Source organism: Bacillus sp. AY18-3 (assembly GCF_008042305.1).
Taxonomy (GTDB): Bacteria; Bacillota; Bacilli; order Bacillales; family Bacillaceae_G; genus Bacillus_A; species Bacillus_A wiedmannii.
This window is the reverse complement of the sequence record NZ_QKQR01000004.1, coordinates 341,602-365,802: the sequence shown is the minus strand read 5'-3', so window position 1 is coordinate 365,802 and position 24,201 is coordinate 341,602. Positions and strand designations below refer to the sequence as shown.

The following is a 24,201-nucleotide window of genomic DNA, read 5'->3' as shown; positions in this document are numbered from 1 at the left end:
TCCTAATTTTTGTTAAGCTGCTTTACGTCTCCATAATACATATGCAGAAGCAATACATAATACACCCATACCTACTTCTGTAGCTGCACTATGAGAAGATGCTCCTGTTTTTGGTAACGTGCTACCGTTTCCTGACTTTTTGCTTTTAACCGGTTCGTTATCGACAACAACTTTTAGCGTGTCATCTTTCGTTTCTTGTTGTACTTGTTTTTGTTCTTCTGGTTGCTCAGTAACTTCTTTTTCTACTACAATATTTTCTGCATCCACATTTGGTTTCGTATCAATTTCAGGAACAGATACAGTTGACCAGTCATAAATCGATTTCCCAAGATCTTTAAACTGAAGTAAAGCTAAGAATGCTTGCTCTGTAGCCATTCCGCTACCGTTTTGATCACTTGGTAACCATTTGAATTCACCATTTGGAAGTTGGTATGACAGTAGATTTTGCATTGCCTTATGTAGACGATTTTGATCTACATCTTGTACAAGAGATAATCCAATAATTGCTTGTGCAACACTATTAGAATTTTCTTGTCCATCAGCAGAAAAACCACCGTTTTCTAGCTGTTCGTTATATAAATAGGCAACAGCCTTTTGCACAGCGGGTTTCACATCTTCTCGTTCTTGATAAGGAGCTAATGCTGATAAAACCATACCTGTTACATCAACGCTACTAGCACTGTCTTTACTGCTTGCGCTATCGTAAGTCCAGCCACCATCTGTATGCTGTGAGTTTAAAAGCGCATCTACTAAAGCAACTCGATTCCATTTTGAATTCACTGGCACTTCATATTTCTTCGTATCAAATGCAAGTAAAGCAAATGTATAACCTGTAACAGAATTCACTTTATCTGATTCGTACAATTTTTGAACTAAATTATGTTCGCCAACCTTTGTAGGGTCTGCTTGCATTGCATTCATCATAATAATCGTTCTAGCTAAATCTGTCGCTGAAAAACGGTTAATGCGCTTTTCTACTTTTTCAGTTACTGACTTAACATAATTTACTTTCGCCTCAATTGGAACATTCTTTCCAGAACGAGAAAGGCCTAAAGCTACCCAATCACTTTCAATTCCATCTTGTAACATCTTTTCAGATGTCTTAAAGATCGCTTCATTTACTTGCGCTACTGGAACTTGAATGTTCTCTTGCTTTGGTTGTTCTACCTTTTCATCATTTGTTTTTGGTTCTTCTGGTTTTTCTTGTTTGGAATCATCTGTCTTTGGTTCTTCTGGTTTTTCTTGTTTTGGATCATCCGTTTTTGGTTCTTCTGGTTTTTCTTGTTTTGGATCATCCGTTTTTGGTTCTTTTGGTTTTTCTTGTTTTTCTTGTTTTGGATCATCTGTTTTTGGTTCTTCTGGTTTTTCTTGTTTTGGGTCATCTGTCTTTGGTTCTTCTACAGTTTTACAAGTACCAAATTTATCTAATGTTTGCTGTAATGTTTCCTGGCTCATATTGCTCCAGTCTGCAACAAAACGAAAGACAACAACATCTCCAGACTTTAATTTATAACTATCTGCTCCAACTTCTGCAGATTTATCATTTACATCATACAACCAGCCGCTTGTGTCCCCAGCCATTAAGCCGTCAATGCCTTTAACATACGTTCCAAACGACATCGTCTCTGCTGTTACTTTGTCCCCCATGACTTTTTGCAGCAAACTTAAAGCTGTTTCCCCATCTGTAATTTGCTCTTCTTTCGGGCATAACATAATGCCCTTTTTTGATTCACCAATAATTGCAAGTTTTGCTGTATTTCCTTCAGCAAACGTAATATGTACTGTATTCGCAAAAGAAACAAATACGAGTGTAACTGCCATTAACGACGTAAGCAGCCATTTTTTCAACATTTCCATCCCAAAATTTCCTCCCTTACTACTATTTACACAAAAAAAGACCCTTCAAGGGCGTGCAATTGACACTCTTTTTTTGTAAGTGTCGAACAAACTGTGCAACACCTCCTACCCACATCATTCGCGGCTATATTTGTATAGGAAAAATAATTTTGTTTATGAACGTATCATTGTGATAACATTCACTTTTCTAGGCAAAACTGACTTCCATTCAAGTTATCGTAAAACGATAAACCTATACATTCTGTTAATTATAAATTTCTGTATTATTTTACTATTGACAAAGAATTTTGTCCATGCTTTATCGGATTTATTTTCTAAGAATAGTAGTTTACTATCCTTTAACGATGCAAACTCTTTTCACTAATAATGACGCCATCTTCATCCGCATAAACATATTCATTCGGCTTCCATTCTACTTGTCCAAATTGCAATGAAATACCACGCTCTCCTTTTCCTTCTTTTATACTTCTATTTGGCATCGTCCCTAACGCTAAAATACCAATATTAATATTCTTTAGTTCACTAGAATCACGAACATATCCATTTACAATAATTCCTGCCAGCTTTCTTTCCTCCGCAATAGCTGCCAAATTATCACCAAGTAACGCACAATTCGTAGACGCTCCGCCATCAACGACTAATACCGTTCCTTCTGGTAATGTTTGCAATCCTTCCTTCACTAGTACGTTATCATCCTTCACTTTTACCGTTGCAATTTTCCCGTGAAATTGTTCTTTCTTCCCAAAAGACCGAAATGACTGGCGACATATTTGTAATTCCTTTTCAAACTCATCACATAGATCCGTAGTTTTCCACATCTTTTTTCCCCTCTTTTCCTTATTCTTTCTATATAACATATTCTTGGATTATTTTCGTTTCCCTGTCTAATGTTGCAAGAATTTGTATGTGCAGAAAAAGGATAGAAAAACTATTGCCTTAAGAAGCCACCTTTATTATAATCTATTTCACAGATAAGTTTCAGAATATTAAAAATTAACCAAGTGAAAAAGGAGGGGTTTTATGCAATTACATACCGAGGTAAAAAAGCAGCCGAGTAAACGAAAGTTTAAAATGCCTGACGCGTACGTACTATTATTTTTTATTGCCTTACTTTGTGCCATTGCTACATATTTCGTTCCTGCTGGAGAGTTTAAAAGAGTTACAAACGGTACTGTTACAACGACAATACCAGGAAGTTATCATTCTGTTCCACAATCTCCGGTAGGATTTGTTTCTTTTTTTACCGCTATTGAAAAAGGAATGACACTTGCTGCTCCTATCATCTTCTTAATTTTATTTACAGGTGGAGCCATTGCCATTCTTGAAAAAACAGGCGCTCTTGACGGTTTAATCTATCATGTTATTAACAAATTTCGTAATCAGCAATTACTTTTCATTTGTATTGTCGCCGCACTCTTTTCTATTCTCGGAACAACTGGCATTATCGTTAACTCGGTTATAGGCTTTATCCCCATCGGCATCATCGTTGCACGCACATTGAAATGGGATGCTATCGTCGGTGTAGCAATTATTTATTTAGGCACTTATGCTGGTTTTAATGCTACTATATTATCTCCCTCACCTTTAGGCATTTCACAAAAAATCGCCGAACTTCCGATGTTTTCAGGAATTGGTTTACGCACAGCAATCTATATCTCTTTTTTAATTGCCACCATTTTATATATTAATTGGTATGTAAAACGCTTAAAAAAATCGAATAAAGGAAGCATACTCGGAGATAACTGGTTTCCAAGTAATGCTCTTTCAAGTGAGAAAGAACTAGAGAAAACTGAAGTTCCTTGGACAATACGTCAAAAATTAATTTTACTCGTTTCGGCTTTATCGTTAATTGCATTTTTAATAGGCGCTTTCCGTCTACATTGGACAGACGCAGAAATGACCGCTACTTTTATTTTCATAGCAATTACAGCTGGAATAATAGGTGGTATGAAAGCGAACGATATCGCTTCTACTTTTCTAGCAGGCTGCCAAAATCTCATATACGGTGCTTTGATCGTCGGAATGGCTCGTTGTATTTCAGTCATTTTAGAACAAGGCAAATTACTTGATACAATCGTTAACCAACTCGCACAGTCTCTCGAAGGACAAAGCCCTGTATTTGGCGTTATCGGCATGTATGTAAGTAGTGCCGCATTACATTTCCTCATTTCATCCGGGACAGGAGAATCTGTTATTTTCATTCCGATATTAGCTCCATTAGCTGATTTCATGCACATTACACGCCAAGTTACAGTACAAGCTGTTATGCTTGGAGAAGGTGTAGTAAACTGCCTCAATCCAACTTCCGGTGTTTTAATGGGCGTACTCGCAGCGAGCGGCATTTCTTACGGCAAATGGATTCGCTTCATGGCTCCACTTGCATTCATTTGGTTTATCATCGGACTTATTTTTCTTATTATTGGCGTGAATATTGAGTGGGGACCGTATTAAAAGACTCATATTATACTTTACTTAATAAAATATCGATTCTATTCTCCAATCCTATAAAAATCACTTATTCTAGTATAGATATAAACAGGGATTGATCATAGTGATCAATCCCTTCTCTCAAAGTAAAATACCTTTAAGTATGTTAGTTCCAAATTTTATTTACCCATTCCGGATGATCAATAAAAGGATTACGATTATGTTGATATTTCGTAAAAATCACTTCATTACGCTTTCGCTCTAAATCATCTACAGGGTCTTGTTCATTCCATTTTAGTAAAACGGATAGTTTGCCCATGTATGGATCTTTATTGTTATTCACCTTTTCATTTAATTCTAAGTCTATTTCGCCGTTGTCTCCTTCATAACGAACAGCCATGTAAAATAGCATTCTAGCGATATCTCCTTTTACACTATCACGAGGTTCCCAAGAATCACTATCATATTTACATTCTGTCGCTTCCGAATGATTCACACCACCATTATCAAAATCCAGATTTCCACGTGAACTATTTACAGATACATCCGTCGCTCTTAAATGATGCAAATCTGTTCCAGCTCCTGCAGTCGTTCCAAAATCACCGTGAGATTTTGCCCAAACATGCTCTCGGTTCCAATTATCAACTCCTGAACCATTCGTAAGTTTCCCTTGCGAACGCCCAGTATATAAGAGTATCACATTGTTTTTATTATTTGGATCTTCATCAGTATCTCTTAGTGCTTCCCAAACCGCACTGTATGATAACTTTGTATGATCATCAATAATATTATGAAGTTCCTTCTTTAACTCTAAACCCGTTTTTCCTATTGCATTATTATAATATGTATCATCATAGCTTTTTACAGTAATCTCTTGTGGTGATGCAGAAGCTACTTCACCGTGTATGGTATCTGTGAATGATAGAGATGCAGTACTTAAAATAAAAAATGAAGATAGTGTAACCATAGCAAGCTTTGTATTTCGAAACTTCATATACCCATTTCCCCTTTAACATATAATTTGAAGCCATTAACTAAAAAATGCTTTCTAACCCCCAAAAACTTTTAGAAAGCCATACCCATCCTTTTCTTTTTATTTAATACAAAACTCTATTGAGTCTGTATTATTTCCACACTTTTGGTTTATCTACTTCTCAAGGAATATCCTTCTCTAGTAAAGATTATTAAAATATTCTTTACAATTAAAAAGTAGTTTAATGTTAACTTATAAATTTCAATTTTTTCATGCAATTATGCATATTTGATAAATCGTTCGACTTTTCCTTTTTCTATAATTGTCTTTATTTTTTGGTGTAAAACCCTTCTTCCTCTGAAAAATAAGTACAAAAATAGATTGGATACCATGTAAGGCACCAATCTATTTTAATTAAAGAAACTTTGGTAATTCTGAGTTCACAACACATTGCGCAGTAATGATAACATTTTTATATTGAGACAGAACTACTACTATTTATTTGGTATCGAATCTATATACTTTTTAACTACTTCATATACATATTCTTGATTTGCCGCCGCTGTATTTGGATTGTATTTTCCGCCGTTTGTTTTATTGTTAGATAATACTCGAATCCCTAAAAATGGTACGTCATAAGCTTTTGCGATTTGCGCTGCGGCAGCACCTTCCATTTCTTCAACAGATGTACCGTATTTTGTATGGAACCATTTAATTCTATCAACTTCATTATTCCAAAGATCTGCTGAACCTATAGTCCCTTCAACCACTTTACCTTTTGTATATTTATCTTTTACCGCATTAGCTGCTGCAAGTAAATCCTTATCTCCCTCGTAGTATCGGATTTTCTCAGCATTTGGATCTTCTCCTGCACTTCCTTCAGAAGCCATTAAGTCCATTGAAATCCACTTTGTCGGTTCAATCCCTTGATTCTCATCCATATTTGTTGTTTTTAATGAACCTATGTTTGCTACTTGTTTTCCTAAAACAATATCAAATACGTTTAAATTTGGATCGTGTCCACCTGATGTTCCTTGGTTAATAATCGCCTTAGGCTTATATTTTTCAATAGCCACTGCTGTAGCAGCTGCTGTATTTTCCATTCCTTTACCTGTTTTCGCTACGATTACAGGATAATTGTCGACAGTGCCTTTATAAAATACGAAAGTTCCAGACTTTTCTTCCTTCACATTTTTTAACCTTTTTGCAAACTTCTCAGCCTCTATCGGCATTGGCCCTTGAATTAAAATAGGTTGTTGATTACTTTTTGCCTCAACTTGTTTTGGAGTCACATTACATCCCGCAAGTATTGATAATGACAATGCAACAGTAGTTACTAGGGCAGCACATTTTTTCAACGTATTCTTCTTCATAAATAATCTCCTCTTTCTCTTGTTGTTTTCTATACTCGATGCTTTTGGTCCAAACAAAAAAGTTCTAGAAATTGTAGAAGAATCTCTACTTTCTAGAACTACGGTAGTCAAAGTTAATTAAGCACATGCAAAATTATAAATCGGTAGCGTACATTACATAGCACGGCCGAATACTTTAACCCGTAGTCCAGTTCTTTCATTGGGAACTAGGTAGAAACGCTCGGACCATATTACCGAGTATATACGAGTGATGATGTGTAAAATTATTATATTGGTAATATATCAAACTTTTAGTGTGCACACAATCTAAATATGAACATTTTCATTAAAACAATTTTAAATGTTCGTTTTTTATAAGTTGAACGGACAGTATTTTCATCTTTCAATGGATAATAACTACAAAAAACTTACAATCCAAATACTAAACTAGATTTACCTACAACAACCGATCGCTGCTGCTTTTTTCAACCCATCTTGTCCCCTCTTCATATCAGTCTATGAACGGGGCGGGAAGGGTGCCATAAAGAATGGACGGACAACTAACTCAAATACCGATTTCGGATGACCCCCATGTGATGAATCTCGTGTCCTGCGATGCCGTACGCGAGGGCGCGCGCCGTAATACTTGCGTTGTTGGCTGAGCCTTTGCGAGACCACGCCTCCTCCGGTAACCCGCGCAGCAGTGTGATCGTCGATTGCCGTACGGCCCGGTAGTCTTCGGCCAATTGCGCGGTTGTCCAGTTTCCGAAAGGAGGCATGAACAATTCCTGGTCGAAACCGGACAGAGGCGTCTGGTCCCCTCTTGCGAACCGAAGCAGGCGGTAGGTCATAACGCGTTCTCCGTCTGCAATGTGGCCCACGACTTCTTTCAGCGTCCATTTTCCTTCCGCATACCGATACGCGCCATTGCTTTCGGTCAACGATGCCAGCAGCTCGGTCATTTGCTTTTCCTGAGCGAGCAAAATGTCGATGATGTTGCCTTCCGGTACCAACCTAATATACGCTCCGAAGTTGACGGCATATTCCTCTTCAGACGGTCTTTGATTCATGCGTAATCACCTCTCTATGGAGTTATAGAAAATTAAAATGTTCTTTCCAATGCTCTACTGCGATTTTTTTGCGAATTTCGTAATTTCGGCATGTATAATGAATTCGCGAAAGAATAAAACTTTCCTTTTTTTATACATTCCTATCCTAACGTGGTTTTAGTGTTCTTGTTTGTTACTGGATTAGCCAAAAAAATGTATAAAAAAGGATAATCAGCTCCATAATGGGCTAACTATCCTATAAAACTAGAACTTCTTTTCCTATGTATCATTATTTCGTTATTTCACCAAACTGCGCTCTCGTCACTTTCGCTAAGTCATCCACTTTCAGCTCAATTTGTATACCAATTTTCCCGCCGCTCACTATGATTGTTTCAAGCGATTGAGCACTCTCATCAATGCATGTAGAAAATAACTTTTTCATTCCTACTGGTGAACAACCACCGCGAATATATCCTGATACTTTCGTAATATCTTTAACAGGAATCATTTCAATCTTCTTTTCACTTACCGCTTTTGCAGCAGCTTTTAAATTTAGTTCTTCATCTACCGGGATGATAAACACATGATAATTTTTACTATTCCCTTGAGCGATTAACGTTTTATATACTTCTCTCACTTCTCGTCCAATTTTCTCAGCTACTGATACACCATCAATTTTTCCATCTTCCGGATCATATGACATCATCGAATATTCAATCTTTTCTTTATCTAATATTCGCATCGCATTTGTTTTATCTTTTTTCATAACGGTCTCCTTAAAAGGTTAATTCATATTATTAAGTTTTATTATACACCCTTTTCCATTTCTCCTACATAACTTCACTTATATTTCAAAACTAAAAATATTGATAATTCAAAAATCATCTGATATAATTTGGAAAAACTTATGTTAAGGAGAGATTTGTCATGCGAAATGTTAATACTTCTTTCCAACTTCATCATCATACGTAATGCCGTGTATCCGAAGAAAAATTTTTCTTCGTGGGTACAGGGCTTTTCCTGTTGACCCATGAAGCGCTTATAAAGCTATGTGGGTATTTTTATACCTGCATAGCTTTTTTTATTTAAAAAGGAGTGATTACTATGGAAATGAAAAATGTAAAAGGAACGAAAGACTATTTACCAGAGGAACAAGTGCTAAGAAATAAAATTAAAAGAGCTTGTGAAGATACGTTTGAACGATACGGATGTAAACCGTTAGAAACACCAACGTTAAATATGTATGAGCTTATGTCTTACAAGTACGGCGGTGGCGATGAAATTTTAAAAGAAATATATACGCTTCAAGATCAAGGAAAGCGCGACCTTGCCTTACGCTACGATTTAACCATTCCATTCGCAAAAGTCGTGGCAATGAATCCGAACATCCGCCTCCCTTTTAAGCGGTATGAAATTGGAAAAGTATTTCGAGATGGGCCAATTAAACAAGGTAGATTTCGTGAGTTCATTCAATGTGACGTTGATATAGTCAGTGTAGAATCAGTCATGGCAGAGGCGGAACTTATGAGTATGGCGTTTGAACTGTTCCGAACGTTAAACTTAGAAGTAACAATCCAATATAATAACCGAAAATTGTTAAATGGTATTCTCGAGTCCATTAACATCCCTACTGAACGAACGAGTGACGTCATTTTATCATTAGACAAAATCGAAAAGATTGGGATTGATGGTGTACGAAAAGATGTATTAGAACGCGGAATTTCTGAAGAAATGGCTGATACGATATGTAATACCGTTTTATCTTGTCTAAAGCTTTCAATTGCTGACTTTAAAGAAGCTTTCAATACTCCACTCGTTGCCGATGGAGTAAACGAATTACAGCAATTACAGCAATATTTAATCGCCCTTGGAATAAATGAAAATGCTATATTCAATCCATTTTTAGCACGAGGACTTACAATGTACACAGGCACCGTATATGAAATCTTTCTAAAAGACGACTCAATTACATCCAGCATCGGTAGCGGCGGTCGATACGATAATATTATCGGGGCATTCCGTGGTGATAATATGAGCTATCCAACAGTCGGCATTTCATTCGGTTTAGACGTTATTTACACAGCACTATCACAGAAAGAAACAATATTATCTACAGCGGATGTATTTATCATCCCACTCGGGACAGAATTACAATGTTTACAAATTGCCCAGCAATTACGTTCTACCACTTCCCTAAAAGTCGAACTCGAACTAGCAGGACGCAAATTAAAACGGGCCCTTAATTATGCCAATAAGGAAAACATCCCTTATGTGCTTATTATTGGGGAAGAAGAACTTAGTACAGAAACCGTTATGCTGCGGAATATGAAGGAAGGTAGTGAGGTGAAGGTTCCCCTTTCTTCTTTAAATAGTTATTTATAATACGAACCACCCTCGTTTGGGTGGTTTTTCTATTTTATAGATAACGAAACCATTAGTTAACATAAAACAATTATATTCTACTAAAAATCACAAGTATTTAATATCCAATTACCTATTATTTTTGGTAATATATAGATATTAATTATTTTAGGAGGATTTACTTTGAAAACTTACATACAAGCACTAAAGTGGACTACAGGGATCTCTCACCTATTATTACTTCCTTGTTATTATTTATCTCCAAGTTTTATTAACCTAGACGGGATACCTTTACTACTATTGATTGCTTTACATATTACTACTATTTTATTAGCTAACAAAGCAGGCATGAATACGTACGCTCATTATATAGGTATTATCGTTACTCTAGTTGCCTTCTTTCCTTATATAGACGTCGTTCTACATATTATAGCAGCTGTTTTCCTTTTATTAGATGCAGCTTCTACTACTAAAAAGGAAGTTTTTAATTCATAGCAAAATCAACAGCACATCCCCAGAATAGATTCACATGCATTTTAATTACAACCAAAATTTAAGAAAGTAAAAAATAAAAGGTTTCTTCACATATGGAAAACACCTTTTATTTCTACAACTCTTAACTATTATTTTTCGTATTTCTACTCTCCAAAACTTTCTCCATATTATGAGTTGCCCACTCCATCATTAATAGGATCATTGGACGTAGTGATTCACCAAGCTCCGTTAACGAATATTCTACTTTTGGCGGCACTTCACGGTATACTTCACGATGTATAATGCCATCTGCTTCAAGTTCTCTCAGCTGCAGTGTTAACATTCTTTGTGTGATATTAGGTTTTAATCTTTTTAATTCATTAAATCTCTTTGTACCATCTAATAAATGATACAAAATAACCCCTTTCCATTTTCCGCCAATAACCTCAACCATAGCTTCCACTGGACAAGAATATTTATTTAAAAATGGGTAATTTATATTATTTTCGTTTGAACAATCCATCATAAGTCCCTTCCCTTACCAATAGTATCTTTTTTGATACTATAACACATAAATGTGCGTACTTGTATCTATGTTACTTTAAAAATATAATTTACTTACAAAAATAAATTAATGAAAAGAGGAACTTTTATGACAAATACAAAACAAATTACAAAAGAGAAAATTATGGAGGCTTTCCATTTCAGACATGCATGTAAAGAGTTCGATCCTATGCACAAAATTTCAGAAGAGGATTTTCATTTCATTTTAGAAACAGGCAGATTATCTCCTTCTTCTTTTGGTTATGAACCTTGGAAATTTATTGTCGTACAAAATAAAGAATTAAGAGAAAAACTACAACCGTATTCATGGGGCGCTGGTGGGCAACTTGCAACAGCTAGTCACTTTGTCATTGTTCTTTCAAGAAATATTAAAGATATGCATTATGATGCAGAGTATATTAAACATATGATGAACGATATTATTGGATTACCTGAAGACACTCAAAAAATTAGATATGAATTCTTCAAAAAGTTCCAGGAAACAGATTTTAACTTATTACAATCCGATCGTGCTGTATTTGATTGGGCATCTAAGCAAACTTATATTGCTTTAGGTAATATGATGACGAGTGCAGCTCAAATCGGCATTGATTCTTGTCCAATAGAAGGATTTGATAAAGAGAAAATAGATTCTTTACTTCGTCAAGAAGGCATTATAAAAGACGATAATCTTGAAGTATCTGTTATGGTTGCCTTTGGTTACCGTAAAGAAGAGCCAAAGCGTGATAAAACAAGACAAACTATGGATACAATTGTTGAATGGATTAAGTAATATAGCACTCACAAATAAAACTCCTTCTAGCTAAATACTTATTCTATTGAAGAATCAGTTGTTTTTCTAATGTATGAAATTGATTTTTCATGGAAAGATATGTTAGTATGTATACAGTTTGAGCGCTCTATTTTTTAGAGTCGAACAGGAGGAGAATGGATATGTCTGATATTGAAGTTGGCGAAGTGTTTACTCTCAGTGATGAGAATAATGAGGATCAGGAAGTAGAAGTACTCGGAGCGATGGATGTCGAAGGCGCAGAATATATTGCAGTTGCCTTCGTAGAAGACATTCAAACAGAATCTGAGGAAGACATTGATATTTTCTTTTTAAAAGTAGAAGAAGATAATGAGTTTTCATACATTGAAAATGATGAAGAGTTTGATAAAGTATCTGCTGCTTTTGATAAAATTTTGGACGAGCAAGAGCAAGAATAATAAGAATGAAAAACACGAGGGTGGATGCATATCCGCCCTCTTTTTATTTATCACTCATCCAAAGACTTATGCAACAATTCCAGTACATCTTTCATCACAAAAGGACCGTCTTTTTTCACATGCTCAGCGAATTCCGAAACGAGACGTAATGTTCTTACACTTTCAATCGGATGCTCGCCTGACGCACTTTCGGCAGAAAGCATAACAGCGTTCGTTCCGTCGAGTACAGCTTGAAACACATCAGTCACTTCAGCTCTTGTTGGAATAGAATGATCTACCATAGATTGAAGCATTTGTGTTGCTGTAATAACATATGTATTCGTTCGATTACATTCCTGAATCATCATTTTCTGCAAGAGCGGAATAAATTGATACGGTAACTCTACTCCTAAATCACCCCTTGCAATCATAATTCCGTCTGCTTCTTTACATATATCTTGAAAATTCTCGATCGCTTCCATTGTTTCTATTTTAGCAATTACATTAGGTGACGTTTCTTTGTACTGTTGTATATAATCTCGTACTTCTTTTATATGACTAGGTTTCCGTACGAAAGAACATGCGATAAAATCAACATCCTCTTCTAGAAGAAACTGAATGTCTTTTTTATCTTTCTCCGTAATAGCTGGTAAACTAACGATTGCCCCTGGTAAGTTCACCCCTTTATGAGATGAGATATTACCACCTATTTTGACCTTTGTTTCTATTTTATCCGCACTTACCGTTTCAACGATTAACTCAACTTCTCCATCATTAATTAAAATTCTACTTCCAACTTTCACATCATTCGTGATTCCTTCATAATCAACACTTGCTTCTCTATTGCTCCCTGTAACTGCTTGCGTATGTAAAATAAAAGAATCTCCCGCCTGAAGTGTAATTTGTTCTCCTTTTACTTCACCTAACCTTATTTTAGGACCTTGTACATCGCCTAAAATTTTAATAGAATCGTCTAACGATTTGACTAAACGAATGATGTCTTTATGACTTTCATGCGTGCCATGTGATAAATTCAAGCGCACTATTTTCATACCATTGTTTATTAACTGCGCTAACGTTTCTTTATTATTACTTGCTGGCCCAATTGTACAAACTCGATCTATTGTCATTTTTATCACCATCCTTTTTCGTTAGGATTCCCATAAACTTTACTTACACTCTCAACACAAAAAAGCCTACTTCCACAGTAGGCTTTTCAAACTACAAAAGTTTCGTTAATAACTGAGTTAAATCTTTTTTCGTTTTCGTCGTTAATGATTTCATTTTATTAATATCTATCTTTTCTTTCTCCGCTCCTACAATTAACGGATACATACTTTGTCCGATTGTTTTATATTCAGCTGGGTGAGATGCTTCTAACTCTTTCTCGATTACATCCCACTTTTCATTAATTTGTTTTCCAAGTTTATTTACTGTTTCTAATTTCGGATTTGCAGCTAATTGCTTGTCTAAACTATCAACTAATGCAGCAACTTCTTTTACATTTGTTTTCACAGCTACGCTTTTCTTCGGATCTTTCGTTGTTTTTCCGTTTGAGTTTGTACTTGTACTTTGATCTGTTGTTTTTCCGCTAGTCGTTTCGTCATTCGTTTTTCCTGTCGTCTCTTTTTCTTTTGTTTTCACATTCTCATTTTGAGATGACGTTTTACCGTTACTCTCTGTTCCTGATGATTCTTTCGTATTTTTTGCATCCTTATCTGTTTTTTCATTTGAAGAAGTATTTGTATCTTTTTCAGTATCTTTCGTTATTTTTGACGTCTCATCTGCACTTGTCGTTTTTGATTCTCCTTCATTTTGCGCTGTTACTTGCTCTTTCTTTTCTGTCTCTTTATCTGCTGAAGGGCTACAAGCTGCCATAGTAAGCATTGTACCAATTGTTATCGATGCGATAGCGACCTTTTTCATTTTCATATAAATCCCCCTATGTTTACTTTATTTATCCTCCCCTTTACGATTCGATTTCCCCTTAAAAAATCCCTTTTCACATGAATCACCATCTTTCCGACAGTAATCTTCATAATAATACGTACAAAAACTGATAAACCCATTTGAATATTCGAGTTTCTTCTACTTCATTTTTCTTCTCTGTAGTAAAAGAAAAAGAGTATATTGTCACATAAGGAATTACTATCTTCATTTGACGATATACTCTCCTATCAAATTTTTATCTTTCTTGACATTTTATTTATACAAAAAAAATAATATTTTCTTTTATTTTTTTGTTTCTCAACATTTGTTAACATAATATATTTATGAGTAACCACCGTTCGAATGAATGACTTGCCCCGTAATCCATTTTGCTTCTTCACTTACTAAAAAAGAAATTAAGCGTGCTGCATCTGACGGTTCTCCTACTTTACCTTGTGGGAACTTCCATACTAAATGATGCTTCAGCTCCTCTGTAATCCATCCTGTATTCGTCGGTCCTGGATCAACAGCATTCACTGTAATTCCCTTCTCCATCGCAACTGGTGCTACTGATTTTGTAAATGCTTCAATTGCTCCTTTCGTCGCTACGTATGCTAGTTCATCAGGCATTGGCCCTAATGACTGTCCTGAAGTAAGATTAATAATACTGCCACTCGTTTTCAGTGCATAATGTTTTATAAATAATGAACTTAATAACATAGTAGCGCGAACATTCACTGTATAATGTTTATCTAACTGTTCTACATTTAATTCTTCAATTCTCGTATGAGTAGAATACGCTGCATTATTAATTAAAATAGATGGATCACCTAAACGTTCTGAGACCATATAAAACAAACGATTTGGCGAATACGACTGCGATAAATTGATTTCTGCCATTTCACATCGAACACCTAAACTTTCAATCTCCTCTTTCAACAAAAAGGGCTCTTTATCATGCATTCCCCACGGCATCGCTTTATCATACTGAGACCAGTACGTGAAAAAAATGTCTATCCCTTTTTGAGCAAGCACCTTGCATACAGCTGCACCAATTCCATTCAGACGAGTTGCCCCTGTTACAATTGCTATTTTCTTCACCTTTTCTCCTCCATCTATGGATAAATCCCCTGCACGAATACAGAGGATCTATCTTTTTATTCAATATTTGACAATATGCGTTCTGCACCTAATTTTAAAATTTTAATGAAGATATAATTTACAATCGTAAACATTACAAATAAAACGATAAACATAACCCACAGTCCTACTTGAAGGAAGAAGTATAATAGACTTACTCCCGCTACAATAACTAAAGCTATAAAAATATTAGCTAAAAAGTTCCACAAAGTTGTATATCGGCTCTTAAATAATTTCTGCTCTGTATCCCAATGTATATCTGCAGTTTGTGCATCCCAGCGTGTACCGATTAAATTAATTAACAATAACCCGTTCGCACTTAGTAAAAACCACAGTAACATGAAAACAGGAGAAATCCCGGCTATAACTGCCATCGTAATACCGAATACTGCTAAAATAATTACATTAATTAACCAAGCAGTGATTGCTTTCGCAAAAAAGATATCCGAAGCTTTTACTGGTAAATATCGATTCACAAACCATGAACTTCCATCTCGTGAAAATGATGTTGTTGCGATGACGTTACTTCCCATTAAAAATAACGATGCACAAAGCCCTACACCAATAGCCAATCCTGCTGATTCGGGATTATCAATATACCCTGTAATCCATTTTAAATTCCCATCTTGCACGAATAAAACAAAGAATAACATAATCGGCATAACGAAAGTTTGTACGATACAATTTAAGAAAAATTGCGGTGTACGGAATAACGTTTTAAATTCTTTTTTCACATACGCTTTTAAATGTGAACTTTGTACCGTTGATTTTTGTAAACCTTCTGCTGAAATGACCTCTTTTTTTGCTGTACTCGTTGAAAGTCCAATAACCCCTTTTAAATATGTACGCTCTGCAATGTAATAAAACAACACAAAAAATACAAATGAAATAAGTGCAAAGATTATTACGTATAAAGGTCCCTTCCAATTTGCATTTTCTACTAACGCCACTGCTCCAAAATATGTAGTTGGAAAATAATTTGTCATTTGTACTAAAAGAGAAGATTGGTTGTTCGCAAGATAATTCGTAAGCGCATCTTCAGAAAACGAGCTTTTATTTTTCCACTGTAAAAATACATTAATTCCTACAATAAATAGTATACTTACGATTCCAATAAATATATTGCCTCGATCTTTGTTTTTCGCTATATTTGTATACCTCATAATAACTGTCATCAGTAATGAAGCTAATACTAACGGCACAATCGGGAAGAGTAAGTAAATAAAAATCATGTATATATAATATGTAATAAATGCGCTACTTTTTAACCCGTACGTAATAAAGATTGGTAATAAAATAAATGAACTCATTACGTATTGTGTAATTAATACCGTTAAAAATTTTGCCGAAATAATTTGTGCTGGTTTTAATGGTAATGGCAATAACATTTCAATGTCATTACTGTAGTAAAATACAGTTAAAATGTTCGTTATACTCATTAAAAATACCCATATACTCGCAATCGCAAGTCCCATTGCGATAATCATTCCTGGGTCTTGCCCTAAATGTTTCATACCCTCATACATTCCGTGCGTCATCGAACCAAATATTAAAAAGCCAACAAATAAAATGGCTGCAAATGAAAATACATACGCCCATCGCTTCTTCTTATCTGTTATGAAATCTGCATAATTTAATTTCAATAATACTTTCGTTAACGTCCAAATTTTACTCATTGCCCGTCATCTCCAAGAACATTTTTTCAAGTGATTCATTGGATTTAAAATGATCTCTCATTTCATCTAAATTCCCTTTAAACTGAAGATTTCCCTTATTAATAATCGCAACGCGGTCACATATTTTTTCCGCTACTTCTAATACGTGTGTAGAGAAAAATACAATCTTTCCTTTATCCGCATGTTCTCTCATCATTTCTTTTAAAATATATGCAGATTTCGGATCAAGCCCCGTTAACGGTTCATCTAAAATCCATACATCTGGCTCATGCACGAGCACACCAATAATAACGATTTTTTGTCTCATACCGTGCGAGTAACTTTGAATTTGATCCGATAACGCATTGTAAAGATCAAATTTCTTTGCTAAAGACTCGATTCGTTCTTGGCGTACTTCTTTCGGCACTTCATACATATCTGCCATAAAGTTTAAATATTCAATTCCCTTTAAACGTAAAAACATATCTGGACTATCTGGAACATAACCAAACGTCTTTTTCGCTTCCATCGGATTTTTCATAATATCTATACCGTTAATCGTAATCGTCCCTTTGTCCACCCCATGAATACCAGTAATCATCTTAATTGTCGTTGATTTACCCGCACCATTCGGCCCTAAAAATCCAAAGATTTCTCCGCTAGGCACAGATAAACTTAAATCTTTTACTGCATAGGTAGACCCATTATAACTTTTTGACACATTCGTAATTTCAATCATTCCATCCAATCCTTTCCTTAATTACCAAATAACTATATTAATATTATAGCATACTTCTATTTTTAGATTTTTATATTTTTTCAGTTTTTTAACCTTTAAAATAAATATACACGCCTAATCCAACGATTAAAACGACAGCTAATATAATATAAATCATCGTCAGCCGTTTAATATTCCCTTTTGTCGCTTTACTATAATTCGCATCACCATTTCGCCCAATTAACACCGTCGCCACTACAGTAATGACTACAAGTAATACAACGATCATGATCCAAGTTAACATTCCTTCCTCCCCCTCCTTACAACCATTTTACAATATTATCCTCTTTATTTCGCAGTATATTTCCTCTTTTTACTATTATTATGAAAAGAATTGGAAAACTATTATTACTATACATTTCTATATGTGATATATTTATAACATAACGTGATTTATTTCTAACACTGAAAGGAGAATCTATCGTGAAAACAACTTGGATAAAATATTTAGGATTTCTCGGTTTCTTCGGTTTCCTCGGCTTTTTTTATGAAAAAGGATTGTTTACTATGTTTTGTTTCTTCTCCTTTTTCACAACGTATAGAACGGTTCAACACGATGAACTATTTGAACAAATCGTCAATAAATCGTGCCGCAATGCATTTATCGTTACATTACTAACGAACGCTATCATTATGTTTATTGAAATGTTATTTCCAAACCAGGCGCTACAAGAGATTGATATCGCTCTTATTTTCAGCACACTCATTCTTACGTTCGGCTTCTCTATGTTCTTTTATGATAAACCTGTTGATGAAATGGAAGATGCGCCATGGCGTTCGTAACGAGAATAAAAGAATACCGCGCCAAATCGAACATGACACAAGAAGATTTAGCGAAAACTGTTGGTGTACGTCGTGAAACGATAAGCCATCTCGAAAAAGGAAAATACAACCCTTCCTTACAACTCGCTCACGATATAGCGAAGGCACTTCATAGTACGATTGATGAGATTTTTATTTTTGAGGATTAATTAAGGACACAAAATCACATAAAAATACCGGCATCCTTCCCATGAAGAATGCCGGTATTTCTCATTTATCAACCATACAAAACAGCATGAAATACGCCTAACAGTAAGTATTGATCTTCTATATAATCTTCATCATATACATCCATCTCGATATAATACATATCTTCCTCAAGACGAATATTCCAATCTGCGATTACATAGCCGTTTCGTAATAACTTTCCAAGCCCAATTGAAGTTTTGTGAACAACATATTCTTCTCCCTTATATGTAAAAGTAAATAAGAAATTTGCATCTAATAACTTTCCGTCACATACAAGTATTTCATGCTCTGCATCATTATTATCGATGTACGTTACTAAAATCCTTCTTTGACGCTGCCTACTTACATCCTTTGCAATGACACGAATATTGTCTTTACTATCCTTTATTTCATAAATGATATTACTACCGACTTTCGGAATGAAGTCTAGCACTTTCATCAACGCATTTTTATAATAGCCCCGTACTGCGCCTACTCCTTCGCTTCCATTGTAAACCTCTATTGAAGTCGTATCCGCTTTACTATCACACAGTCGTTTATAAGAAAGCTGCATCATTCGCTCTCCTCTTAAGTACTGATCAAACGTCACAGGATATTCTATCGCGCGCAGCTCCTTATTGAGCTCATTCAAATAACGCCCAACGCTTTCTACTAATACTGTAGTGGATATACGCTCTTGAAGTTCAAATTGCTGCCAACTGGAAGCAACTCTCCACTGATCTTCCTCTTCATATAAGAATCCGAGAATTACTTCCTCACGGTTACTCGTTTCATAATTCAACTGTTCGTTCTTCCCATGTTGCACTTGTTCCATCCACTGTCCTAAATAAATGCCGAGCTCTGCGACCTTCATACATGACTTTTGAAAAAGTACTCTGTCACCCACATGAATCGTTAAATCCCCTTCAATAAAGCCATTTGCATAAGCAGCATACCGTGGCTCATCTTTCTGCGGAATACTTTTGTCTAACTCAAATAAAAACGTTAACATCTTTCACTCACCTCTAGTTATTACACCGATCGTACCTATAAATTGAACGCAACTCAAATTATATCGACACGATTAAAATGAAACTACCTTTTCTTCCGCCACTTCCACAATTTCTAAAATTTGTAGCAGGCTCTCCACTTCATAAGTCGGCTTAACATCTGTCTTATTTTCTTTCAAACTTGGATTATACCAACACGTATCAATGCCGTAATCTTCTCCGCCTTTCATATCAGAAGTTAGCGAATCTCCGACCATTAGTACACTTGATTTATCAGTAATCCCAAACTTCTCAAATGCATAATCAAAAATCTCACGCGCTGGTTTTTGATGACCAACCTCTTCTGAAATAATAATATGATCAAAGAAGTTACATAAAGGCGAATTTCCAATTCTCGATTGTTGCACCTTCGTATATCCATTCGTAATAATACCTAACTTGCAATCTTGTAGTTTCTCACATAATTGTACTGCACCTTCTATAAGATGTACTTCTTTCCCTAAGTTTTCAAGGTATACATCACTAAATTGCTGCGCATCTACTTCTATATTATGCAGTGCAAATAATTGTCTAAATCGATCTACCGCTAATTCACTTAGTGTAATCATTTTATTTTCTAAATCTCTCCATAATCCATTACTAATCTCTTTATAACTTGCAAGATAATCATCATACCCTGTAGGCATGCCAAACTGTACAAACGCGTTATGTAATGCGTTTCTTTCCGTCTCAGGAAAATCTAATAATGTATCATCTACGTCGAATAATATAACTTTGTATTTCATTATGCTCTCCTCAACTAGTACGTTATTTACAACTTGTATTTTCTCATTAATCGTCTCTTAAGTCGAACTTTTTCCCTTTACGAATAATAGCCGTACAGCAATCTTAAAGTTGTTTCAGACACACGAATCATGTTATTCAAAAATAATTAATTGTGAAAATACTATAAATTTGAGATAATTTGGATAATGAATCCAATTTTAAAAAAGGGAATACAGGAATAGAAAGGGGCGGAAAGACATAGTAAATTCATGGGGAAGACCTAAAATACAAATCCCAAAAACAAAAAGTGAATGGGTTGGAGATATCATTGGATATTCATTATTCTTTGGATCAATCATTTTTTTGATTATGACTTGGGGAAGATTACCCGAGGAAGTACCCACACATTATAACGCATATGGGGCTGTAGATCGCTGGGGATCAAAGTGGCAACTTTTGCTTCTACCAGGAATTGGGGCATTCATACTCCTTTTAATGCAAACTTTAGAAAAGTTTCCAGAAGTTCATAACTACCCACAAAGACTTAATGAATCGAATACTCCGCTGTTTTATTTAAATAGCAGAAAAATGCTTAATCAATTAAAAAATGTCTGTTTACTTATTTTTGCTTTCATCCAATTTGAAACAATTTCAATAGCTTTAGATTGGAGCGGCGGTTTCGGAAAATTATTTTTACCGATATTGTTAATTGGGACAGTTATTCCAATTGTCATAGGAATAATAAGACAACGAAAAATTTCATAATAAGAACAGGAGGCTAATCCAATTAGCCTCCCTCCTCATTATTTATCCTCTAGCAATAACATTTTCATTTCTTCTAACGACTCTTTCGTAAAGCCAAGTGCTTTTTCAGCATACGCTTCAACTGAAGCGTATTGCTTTTTCACTTCATCAATCGCAGCTTGTAAATATTCAGCGCGCGCTTCAAACATTGCGCCTAATATTGCTCTACTTTCATCGTTTTGTAGTTTTGCACCTAAAAAAGCCATCATTTTTTCATTTAATTTTTCACGGAAGCCGTTACTTAGTAAATAGTCTTCCATTACTGTTTTTTCCGGTACACCTAGTAAAAGTAATAATAGTGCTGATCCGAATCCAGTACGGTCTTTTCCAGCTGTACAGTGGTTTACTAACGGTAAGTTTTCTGGGTTTTGTGCTAAGTTTAAGAAGCTCACGAATGCTTCATTACCACTTACGAAATCTTGATTCATTTTCACAAGATACTCGCCTGGTTTCCCTAACATAGAAAGGTCACCAACTTGGAAAAATTCATTTATGTTCAAGTCTTTTGCCAAGTCTTGCATAACTGGTAAGCACACTTGACGAGCACCCGTAATCTTTGGATTCGGCTTATGCTTCACTTCAAAATCTGTACGGTAGTCACAAATTAATTTTAAGCCAGACTTTTGTAAATAGTCGATATCCCACTCTGTTAGTCCTGCTAATTCTTCAGAACGGTACAACTTGCCCCATTTTACTTTACGGCCTTCAGTCGTTTCATATCCTCCCATATCACGGAAGTTAAACGCGCCTTGTAATGGCAATCTACGCTCAGCTACTGTCACTGCTTGTCCATTACTTCCAACTAGTCTAAAATATGGACGCTCATTTTCACTCGGGTTTTGAACTGTACATGATGATTCTCCATTTACCGTTGCAAGTAATTCTCCCGTTTCTTCAATATGCTCTGGTGAAGTACTCCAGTAAATGCGAACTTCTTCTATATTATTTTCCCACTTTATATATAACGTATTGTCTTCATTTCTTTCTACAGTTGCTTGTAACCAATTTCTTTGCTGCTCCATTCTTTCACCAACACTTTCTCGTATAATCGAATCTTTCTCTATTGTATTATAGGAATATCTATTTTGTCGTTCTCATTTTTCTTTTTATCTTACAAACAGGCTAGAAGTTCTTTTACTTGTTCAAAATTTGTACACGGATTCCCGTTAAACAAGTTCAAGAACCTTTTCCCCCTCCTAAAACCTTCTCACATATCGCTCAGTACAACTTAACAACTGACATCCATTCTTTTCAAAAACATCCTTCATCCACTCATTTTGTACATTTGTCTCGCCAATATAATAAGATGCGCCTATTTCTTTTAAGACAAACATTGCCCCTGTAAAGAACGCTGCTTCATACCCTTTATTTCGCATATTTGGAGCAACTGCGAAATACATTAGTTTTCCTTCTTCTAACGTACCACTCTCAATATGCGGGATTACAATTCCTACCGGCTCTTCATCGACACTCGCTGTTAAACAATGCTCTTTCCATTGCTCACCAATTTCTTGTAGCATCATATGTACAAAGTGATCATAATCGATTTGTTCTCCCGTCACTTCATTCCACAATGAATAAAAAGCGTCTTCGCCTATCTCTTCAATAAGCTTAAAATCAATTTCACTTTCGACACCTTCTACTTCATATATATCCTTAAATACAATCATGTTTTCAGTAGCATATTCAAATGAATACGTTTCGAAAGATTTCTTATATACATCATAATTTGGGCTTTTTGAAGAAATTTCAAAATGTAAGTTTTCTATTCCCTCTTTTTCAGCCTCAGCAACGCAATACTGCACTATTTCTTCTAATTGCTCTTCTGTAAAAAGCTCTGCATTATTTTCTTTTATCATAATAGAAGAAGCATTTCTTCTTATTTTAAAATGTTTTTCTAACTGTTCTATAGTCATCATATACTTCCCTCATCTATGTCATACTCGAATTTCTACTTGTTCTCCTTGCATGAGCAGGATTGTCCTTGAATATATAGAATACTAGAAAACATCGCATCTTTAAAGTGCGGAGGAGGTTCTCCATTGGATATTACAACGTTACAACAACAGTTAGAGCTTATACAACAAAATGACTATACGCAACTGCAACATATAGATATAAATGAGTTAACACTCAACATGCTTCAGTATATCGGAACGACTGATAGTTACGTTCGTTACCAACTTATATATAAATGTTTTGCACATTTCATTCATCATGAATTCCTTATGGATGATCAGCTGAAATTACTTTTACAAACTTGTTTAAGTGATGAGTATTTATATTGTGACATTTACTCCCCGCATACAGATGGGGTTTTCACACGTTCTTACACTGTTTCGTTACTTGCGTTAATACTCCAATTCGCTAACTCGCACTACTTTTTTACAGAAGAGGATATCGAAGAAATAAAAAACAAACTCATTACATACACAAACTTAGAAACAGATTTCCGAGGCTATATTGAAAATAAAGGATGGGCTCATTGTCTTGCCCACGTATCTGATGCCTTTACTGAAATTGTTCACAATTCCTATACGACTTTTGAGTGGTATGAAGAATTAATTCATTGTTTATTGAATAAAATCTTCATTCCATCTGACCTTTTTCATAATAATGAAGATGAACGAATTGTTACACCGTTACTATCGATGCTATATCATGATTTTCCGCAAGATGAGTTAATTTCAATTATTTATAAAAAAATAAAAAGGCTTCCTCAAATTAGAAAACGCCTTTCGCTTAATGAGTATTGTATATTATGTGCCAACATTAAAACCTTTTTACGCACATTATTTTTCAGAACGAAAGATGATCATAACTTAGCCTTTACTGCACGTAAAACAGAAAGAATGTTAAAAGAACTTCCTAACTATTATTAACAT

26 protein-coding genes and 1 riboswitch are annotated in these 24,201 nt (G+C 35.2%); of the genes, 9 read left to right on the top strand and 17 right to left on the bottom strand.

The features are described from left to right. Nucleotides 1–12: 12 nt before the first annotated feature. Both DM800_RS04500 and rraA read right to left on the bottom strand, forming a co-directional pair. Nucleotides 13–1,857 carry a DUF4430 domain-containing protein gene (locus DM800_RS04500; protein ID WP_147786504.1) on the bottom strand — a complete coding sequence of 615 codons (1,845 nt, stop codon included), beginning with the start codon at nt 1,855–1,857 and terminating at the stop codon, nt 13–15. A gap of 338 nt (nt 1,858–2,195) precedes the next feature. Continuing rightward, complete coding sequence (gene rraA, locus DM800_RS04495) at nt 2,196–2,675, bottom strand: ribonuclease E activity regulator RraA (RefSeq protein WP_087984167.1); 480 nt, start codon at nt 2,673–2,675, stop codon at nt 2,196–2,198. Between the two features lie 202 nt (nt 2,676–2,877). Between rraA and DM800_RS04490 the strand changes: the two genes are divergently transcribed. Then, nucleotides 2,878–4,308: a YfcC family protein gene (locus tag DM800_RS04490; RefSeq protein WP_147786503.1), complete on the top strand. Its 1,431-nt coding sequence runs from the start codon at nt 2,878–2,880 to the stop codon at nt 4,306–4,308. Nucleotides 4,309–4,450: 142 nt separating this feature from the next. Here the strand turns inward: DM800_RS04490 and DM800_RS04485 are convergent, their stop codons facing one another. The 4 genes from DM800_RS04485 to ybaK all read right to left on the bottom strand — a co-directional run bounded on the left by DM800_RS04485 (nt 4,451) and on the right by ybaK (nt 8,424). Further along, a complete protein-coding gene (locus DM800_RS04485) occupies nt 4,451–5,278 on the bottom strand; it encodes an endonuclease I family protein (protein WP_088609514.1) in 828 nt (275 codons plus the stop codon). A 473-nt stretch (nt 5,279–5,751) separates the two neighbouring features. Further along, nucleotides 5,752–6,630, bottom strand: a complete 879-nt coding sequence (locus DM800_RS04480; protein ID WP_098077238.1) for a 5'-methylthioadenosine/S-adenosylhomocysteine nucleosidase — start codon at nt 6,628–6,630, stop codon at nt 5,752–5,754. A 163-nt stretch (nt 6,631–6,793) separates the two neighbouring features. Further along, a riboswitch (purine riboswitch) is annotated at nt 6,794–6,897 on the bottom strand. Between the two features lie 272 nt (nt 6,898–7,169). Continuing rightward, nucleotides 7,170–7,679 (bottom strand): DinB family protein, encoded by a 510-nt coding sequence (locus DM800_RS04475; RefSeq protein ID WP_147786502.1) that lies wholly within the window; start codon nt 7,677–7,679, stop codon nt 7,170–7,172. A gap of 268 nt (nt 7,680–7,947) precedes the next feature. After that, nucleotides 7,948–8,424, bottom strand: coding sequence for a Cys-tRNA(Pro) deacylase (gene ybaK / locus DM800_RS04470; protein ID WP_098375429.1), 477 nt, complete (start codon nt 8,422–8,424; stop codon nt 7,948–7,950). Between the two features lie 338 nt (nt 8,425–8,762). Between ybaK and DM800_RS04465 the strand changes: the two genes are divergently transcribed. Both DM800_RS04465 and DM800_RS04460 read left to right on the top strand, forming a co-directional pair. Further along, nucleotides 8,763–10,040, top strand: a complete 1,278-nt coding sequence (locus tag DM800_RS04465; RefSeq protein WP_147786501.1) for a histidine--tRNA ligase — start codon at nt 8,763–8,765, stop codon at nt 10,038–10,040. Between the two features lie 162 nt (nt 10,041–10,202). After that, nucleotides 10,203–10,514 carry a hypothetical protein gene (locus DM800_RS04460; RefSeq protein ID WP_088064040.1) on the top strand — a complete coding sequence of 104 codons (312 nt, stop codon included), beginning with the start codon at nt 10,203–10,205 and terminating at the stop codon, nt 10,512–10,514. A 121-nt stretch (nt 10,515–10,635) separates the two neighbouring features. Here DM800_RS04460 and DM800_RS04455 read toward each other — a convergent pair whose 3' ends face one another. Continuing rightward, the gene (locus DM800_RS04455) at nt 10,636–11,016 is read right to left on the bottom strand and encodes a winged helix-turn-helix transcriptional regulator (protein WP_000340656.1); all 381 of its coding nucleotides are present in this window, start codon (nt 11,014–11,016) and stop codon (nt 10,636–10,638) included. A gap of 129 nt (nt 11,017–11,145) precedes the next feature. Between DM800_RS04455 and DM800_RS04450 the strand changes: the two genes are divergently transcribed. Both DM800_RS04450 and DM800_RS04445 read left to right on the top strand, forming a co-directional pair. Then, nucleotides 11,146–11,829: an NAD(P)H-dependent oxidoreductase gene (locus tag DM800_RS04450; RefSeq protein ID WP_060487743.1), complete on the top strand. Its 684-nt coding sequence runs from the start codon at nt 11,146–11,148 to the stop codon at nt 11,827–11,829. 155 nt (nt 11,830–11,984) lie between these two features. Beyond that, nucleotides 11,985–12,266 carry a DUF1292 domain-containing protein gene (locus DM800_RS04445; RefSeq protein WP_002008111.1) on the top strand — a complete coding sequence of 94 codons (282 nt, stop codon included), beginning with the start codon at nt 11,985–11,987 and terminating at the stop codon, nt 12,264–12,266. 50 nt (nt 12,267–12,316) lie between these two features. Here DM800_RS04445 and DM800_RS04440 read toward each other — a convergent pair whose 3' ends face one another. From DM800_RS04440 to DM800_RS04415, 6 genes are all read right to left on the bottom strand, one after another. After that, the gene (locus DM800_RS04440) at nt 12,317–13,387 is read right to left on the bottom strand and encodes a pyruvate kinase (RefSeq protein ID WP_142310824.1); all 1,071 of its coding nucleotides are present in this window, start codon (nt 13,385–13,387) and stop codon (nt 12,317–12,319) included. 79 nt (nt 13,388–13,466) lie between these two features. Next, nucleotides 13,467–14,177, bottom strand: a complete 711-nt coding sequence (locus tag DM800_RS04435; protein WP_106382909.1) for a hypothetical protein — start codon at nt 14,175–14,177, stop codon at nt 13,467–13,469. 339 nt (nt 14,178–14,516) lie between these two features. Beyond that, nucleotides 14,517–15,275 carry an SDR family oxidoreductase gene (locus DM800_RS04430; protein WP_000716969.1) on the bottom strand — a complete coding sequence of 253 codons (759 nt, stop codon included), beginning with the start codon at nt 15,273–15,275 and terminating at the stop codon, nt 14,517–14,519. A 56-nt stretch (nt 15,276–15,331) separates the two neighbouring features. Further along, entirely contained in the window at nt 15,332–16,990 is a 1,659-nt protein-coding gene (locus DM800_RS04425) for a putative ABC transporter permease subunit (RefSeq protein WP_147786500.1), read from the bottom strand. Beyond that, nucleotides 16,983–17,708, bottom strand: coding sequence for an ABC transporter ATP-binding protein (locus tag DM800_RS04420; RefSeq protein WP_088122691.1), 726 nt, complete (start codon nt 17,706–17,708; stop codon nt 16,983–16,985). Before DM800_RS04420 ends, DM800_RS04425 begins: the two co-directional genes overlap by 8 nt. A gap of 88 nt (nt 17,709–17,796) precedes the next feature. Next, on the bottom strand, nt 17,797–17,991 hold the full coding sequence (locus DM800_RS04415) for a hypothetical protein (protein WP_000958865.1): 195 nt from the start codon (nt 17,989–17,991) through the stop codon (nt 17,797–17,799). A gap of 179 nt (nt 17,992–18,170) precedes the next feature. Here DM800_RS04415 and DM800_RS04410 point away from each other — a divergent pair, with 179 nt between their 5' ends. Next, nucleotides 18,171–18,530 carry a DUF3796 domain-containing protein gene (locus DM800_RS04410; RefSeq protein ID WP_147786499.1) on the top strand — a complete coding sequence of 120 codons (360 nt, stop codon included), beginning with the start codon at nt 18,171–18,173 and terminating at the stop codon, nt 18,528–18,530. Further along, nucleotides 18,518–18,718, top strand: a complete 201-nt coding sequence (locus tag DM800_RS04405) for a helix-turn-helix transcriptional regulator (protein ID WP_087984149.1) — start codon at nt 18,518–18,520, stop codon at nt 18,716–18,718. Before DM800_RS04410 ends, DM800_RS04405 begins: the two co-directional genes overlap by 13 nt. A 68-nt stretch (nt 18,719–18,786) precedes the next feature. Here the strand turns inward: DM800_RS04405 and DM800_RS04400 are convergent, their stop codons facing one another. Next, nucleotides 18,787–19,749, bottom strand: coding sequence for a tubby C-terminal domain-like protein (locus DM800_RS04400; protein WP_147786498.1), 963 nt, complete (start codon nt 19,747–19,749; stop codon nt 18,787–18,789). Between the two features lie 72 nt (nt 19,750–19,821). Beyond that, nucleotides 19,822–20,532: a YjjG family noncanonical pyrimidine nucleotidase gene (locus DM800_RS04395; protein WP_088064048.1), complete on the bottom strand. Its 711-nt coding sequence runs from the start codon at nt 20,530–20,532 to the stop codon at nt 19,822–19,824. 271 nt (nt 20,533–20,803) lie between these two features. Between DM800_RS04395 and DM800_RS04390 the strand changes: the two genes are divergently transcribed. Next, nucleotides 20,804–21,277: a DUF1648 domain-containing protein gene (locus DM800_RS04390; RefSeq protein WP_370512860.1), complete on the top strand. Its 474-nt coding sequence runs from the start codon at nt 20,804–20,806 to the stop codon at nt 21,275–21,277. A gap of 38 nt (nt 21,278–21,315) precedes the next feature. Here DM800_RS04390 and DM800_RS04385 read toward each other — a convergent pair whose 3' ends face one another. Together DM800_RS04385 and DM800_RS04380 are read right to left on the bottom strand one after the other, a co-directional pair. Beyond that, on the bottom strand, nt 21,316–22,338 hold the full coding sequence (locus DM800_RS04385; RefSeq protein ID WP_147786496.1) for a tyrosine-protein phosphatase: 1,023 nt from the start codon (nt 22,336–22,338) through the stop codon (nt 21,316–21,318). A gap of 174 nt (nt 22,339–22,512) precedes the next feature. Continuing rightward, complete coding sequence (locus DM800_RS04380) at nt 22,513–23,235, bottom strand: GNAT family N-acetyltransferase (RefSeq protein WP_147786495.1); 723 nt, start codon at nt 23,233–23,235, stop codon at nt 22,513–22,515. Between the two features lie 123 nt (nt 23,236–23,358). Between DM800_RS04380 and DM800_RS04375 the strand changes: the two genes are divergently transcribed. Then, a complete protein-coding gene (locus DM800_RS04375) occupies nt 23,359–24,198 on the top strand; it encodes a DUF2785 domain-containing protein (RefSeq protein ID WP_147786494.1) in 840 nt (279 codons plus the stop codon). The last annotated feature ends 3 nt before the right edge of the window (nt 24,199–24,201 follow it).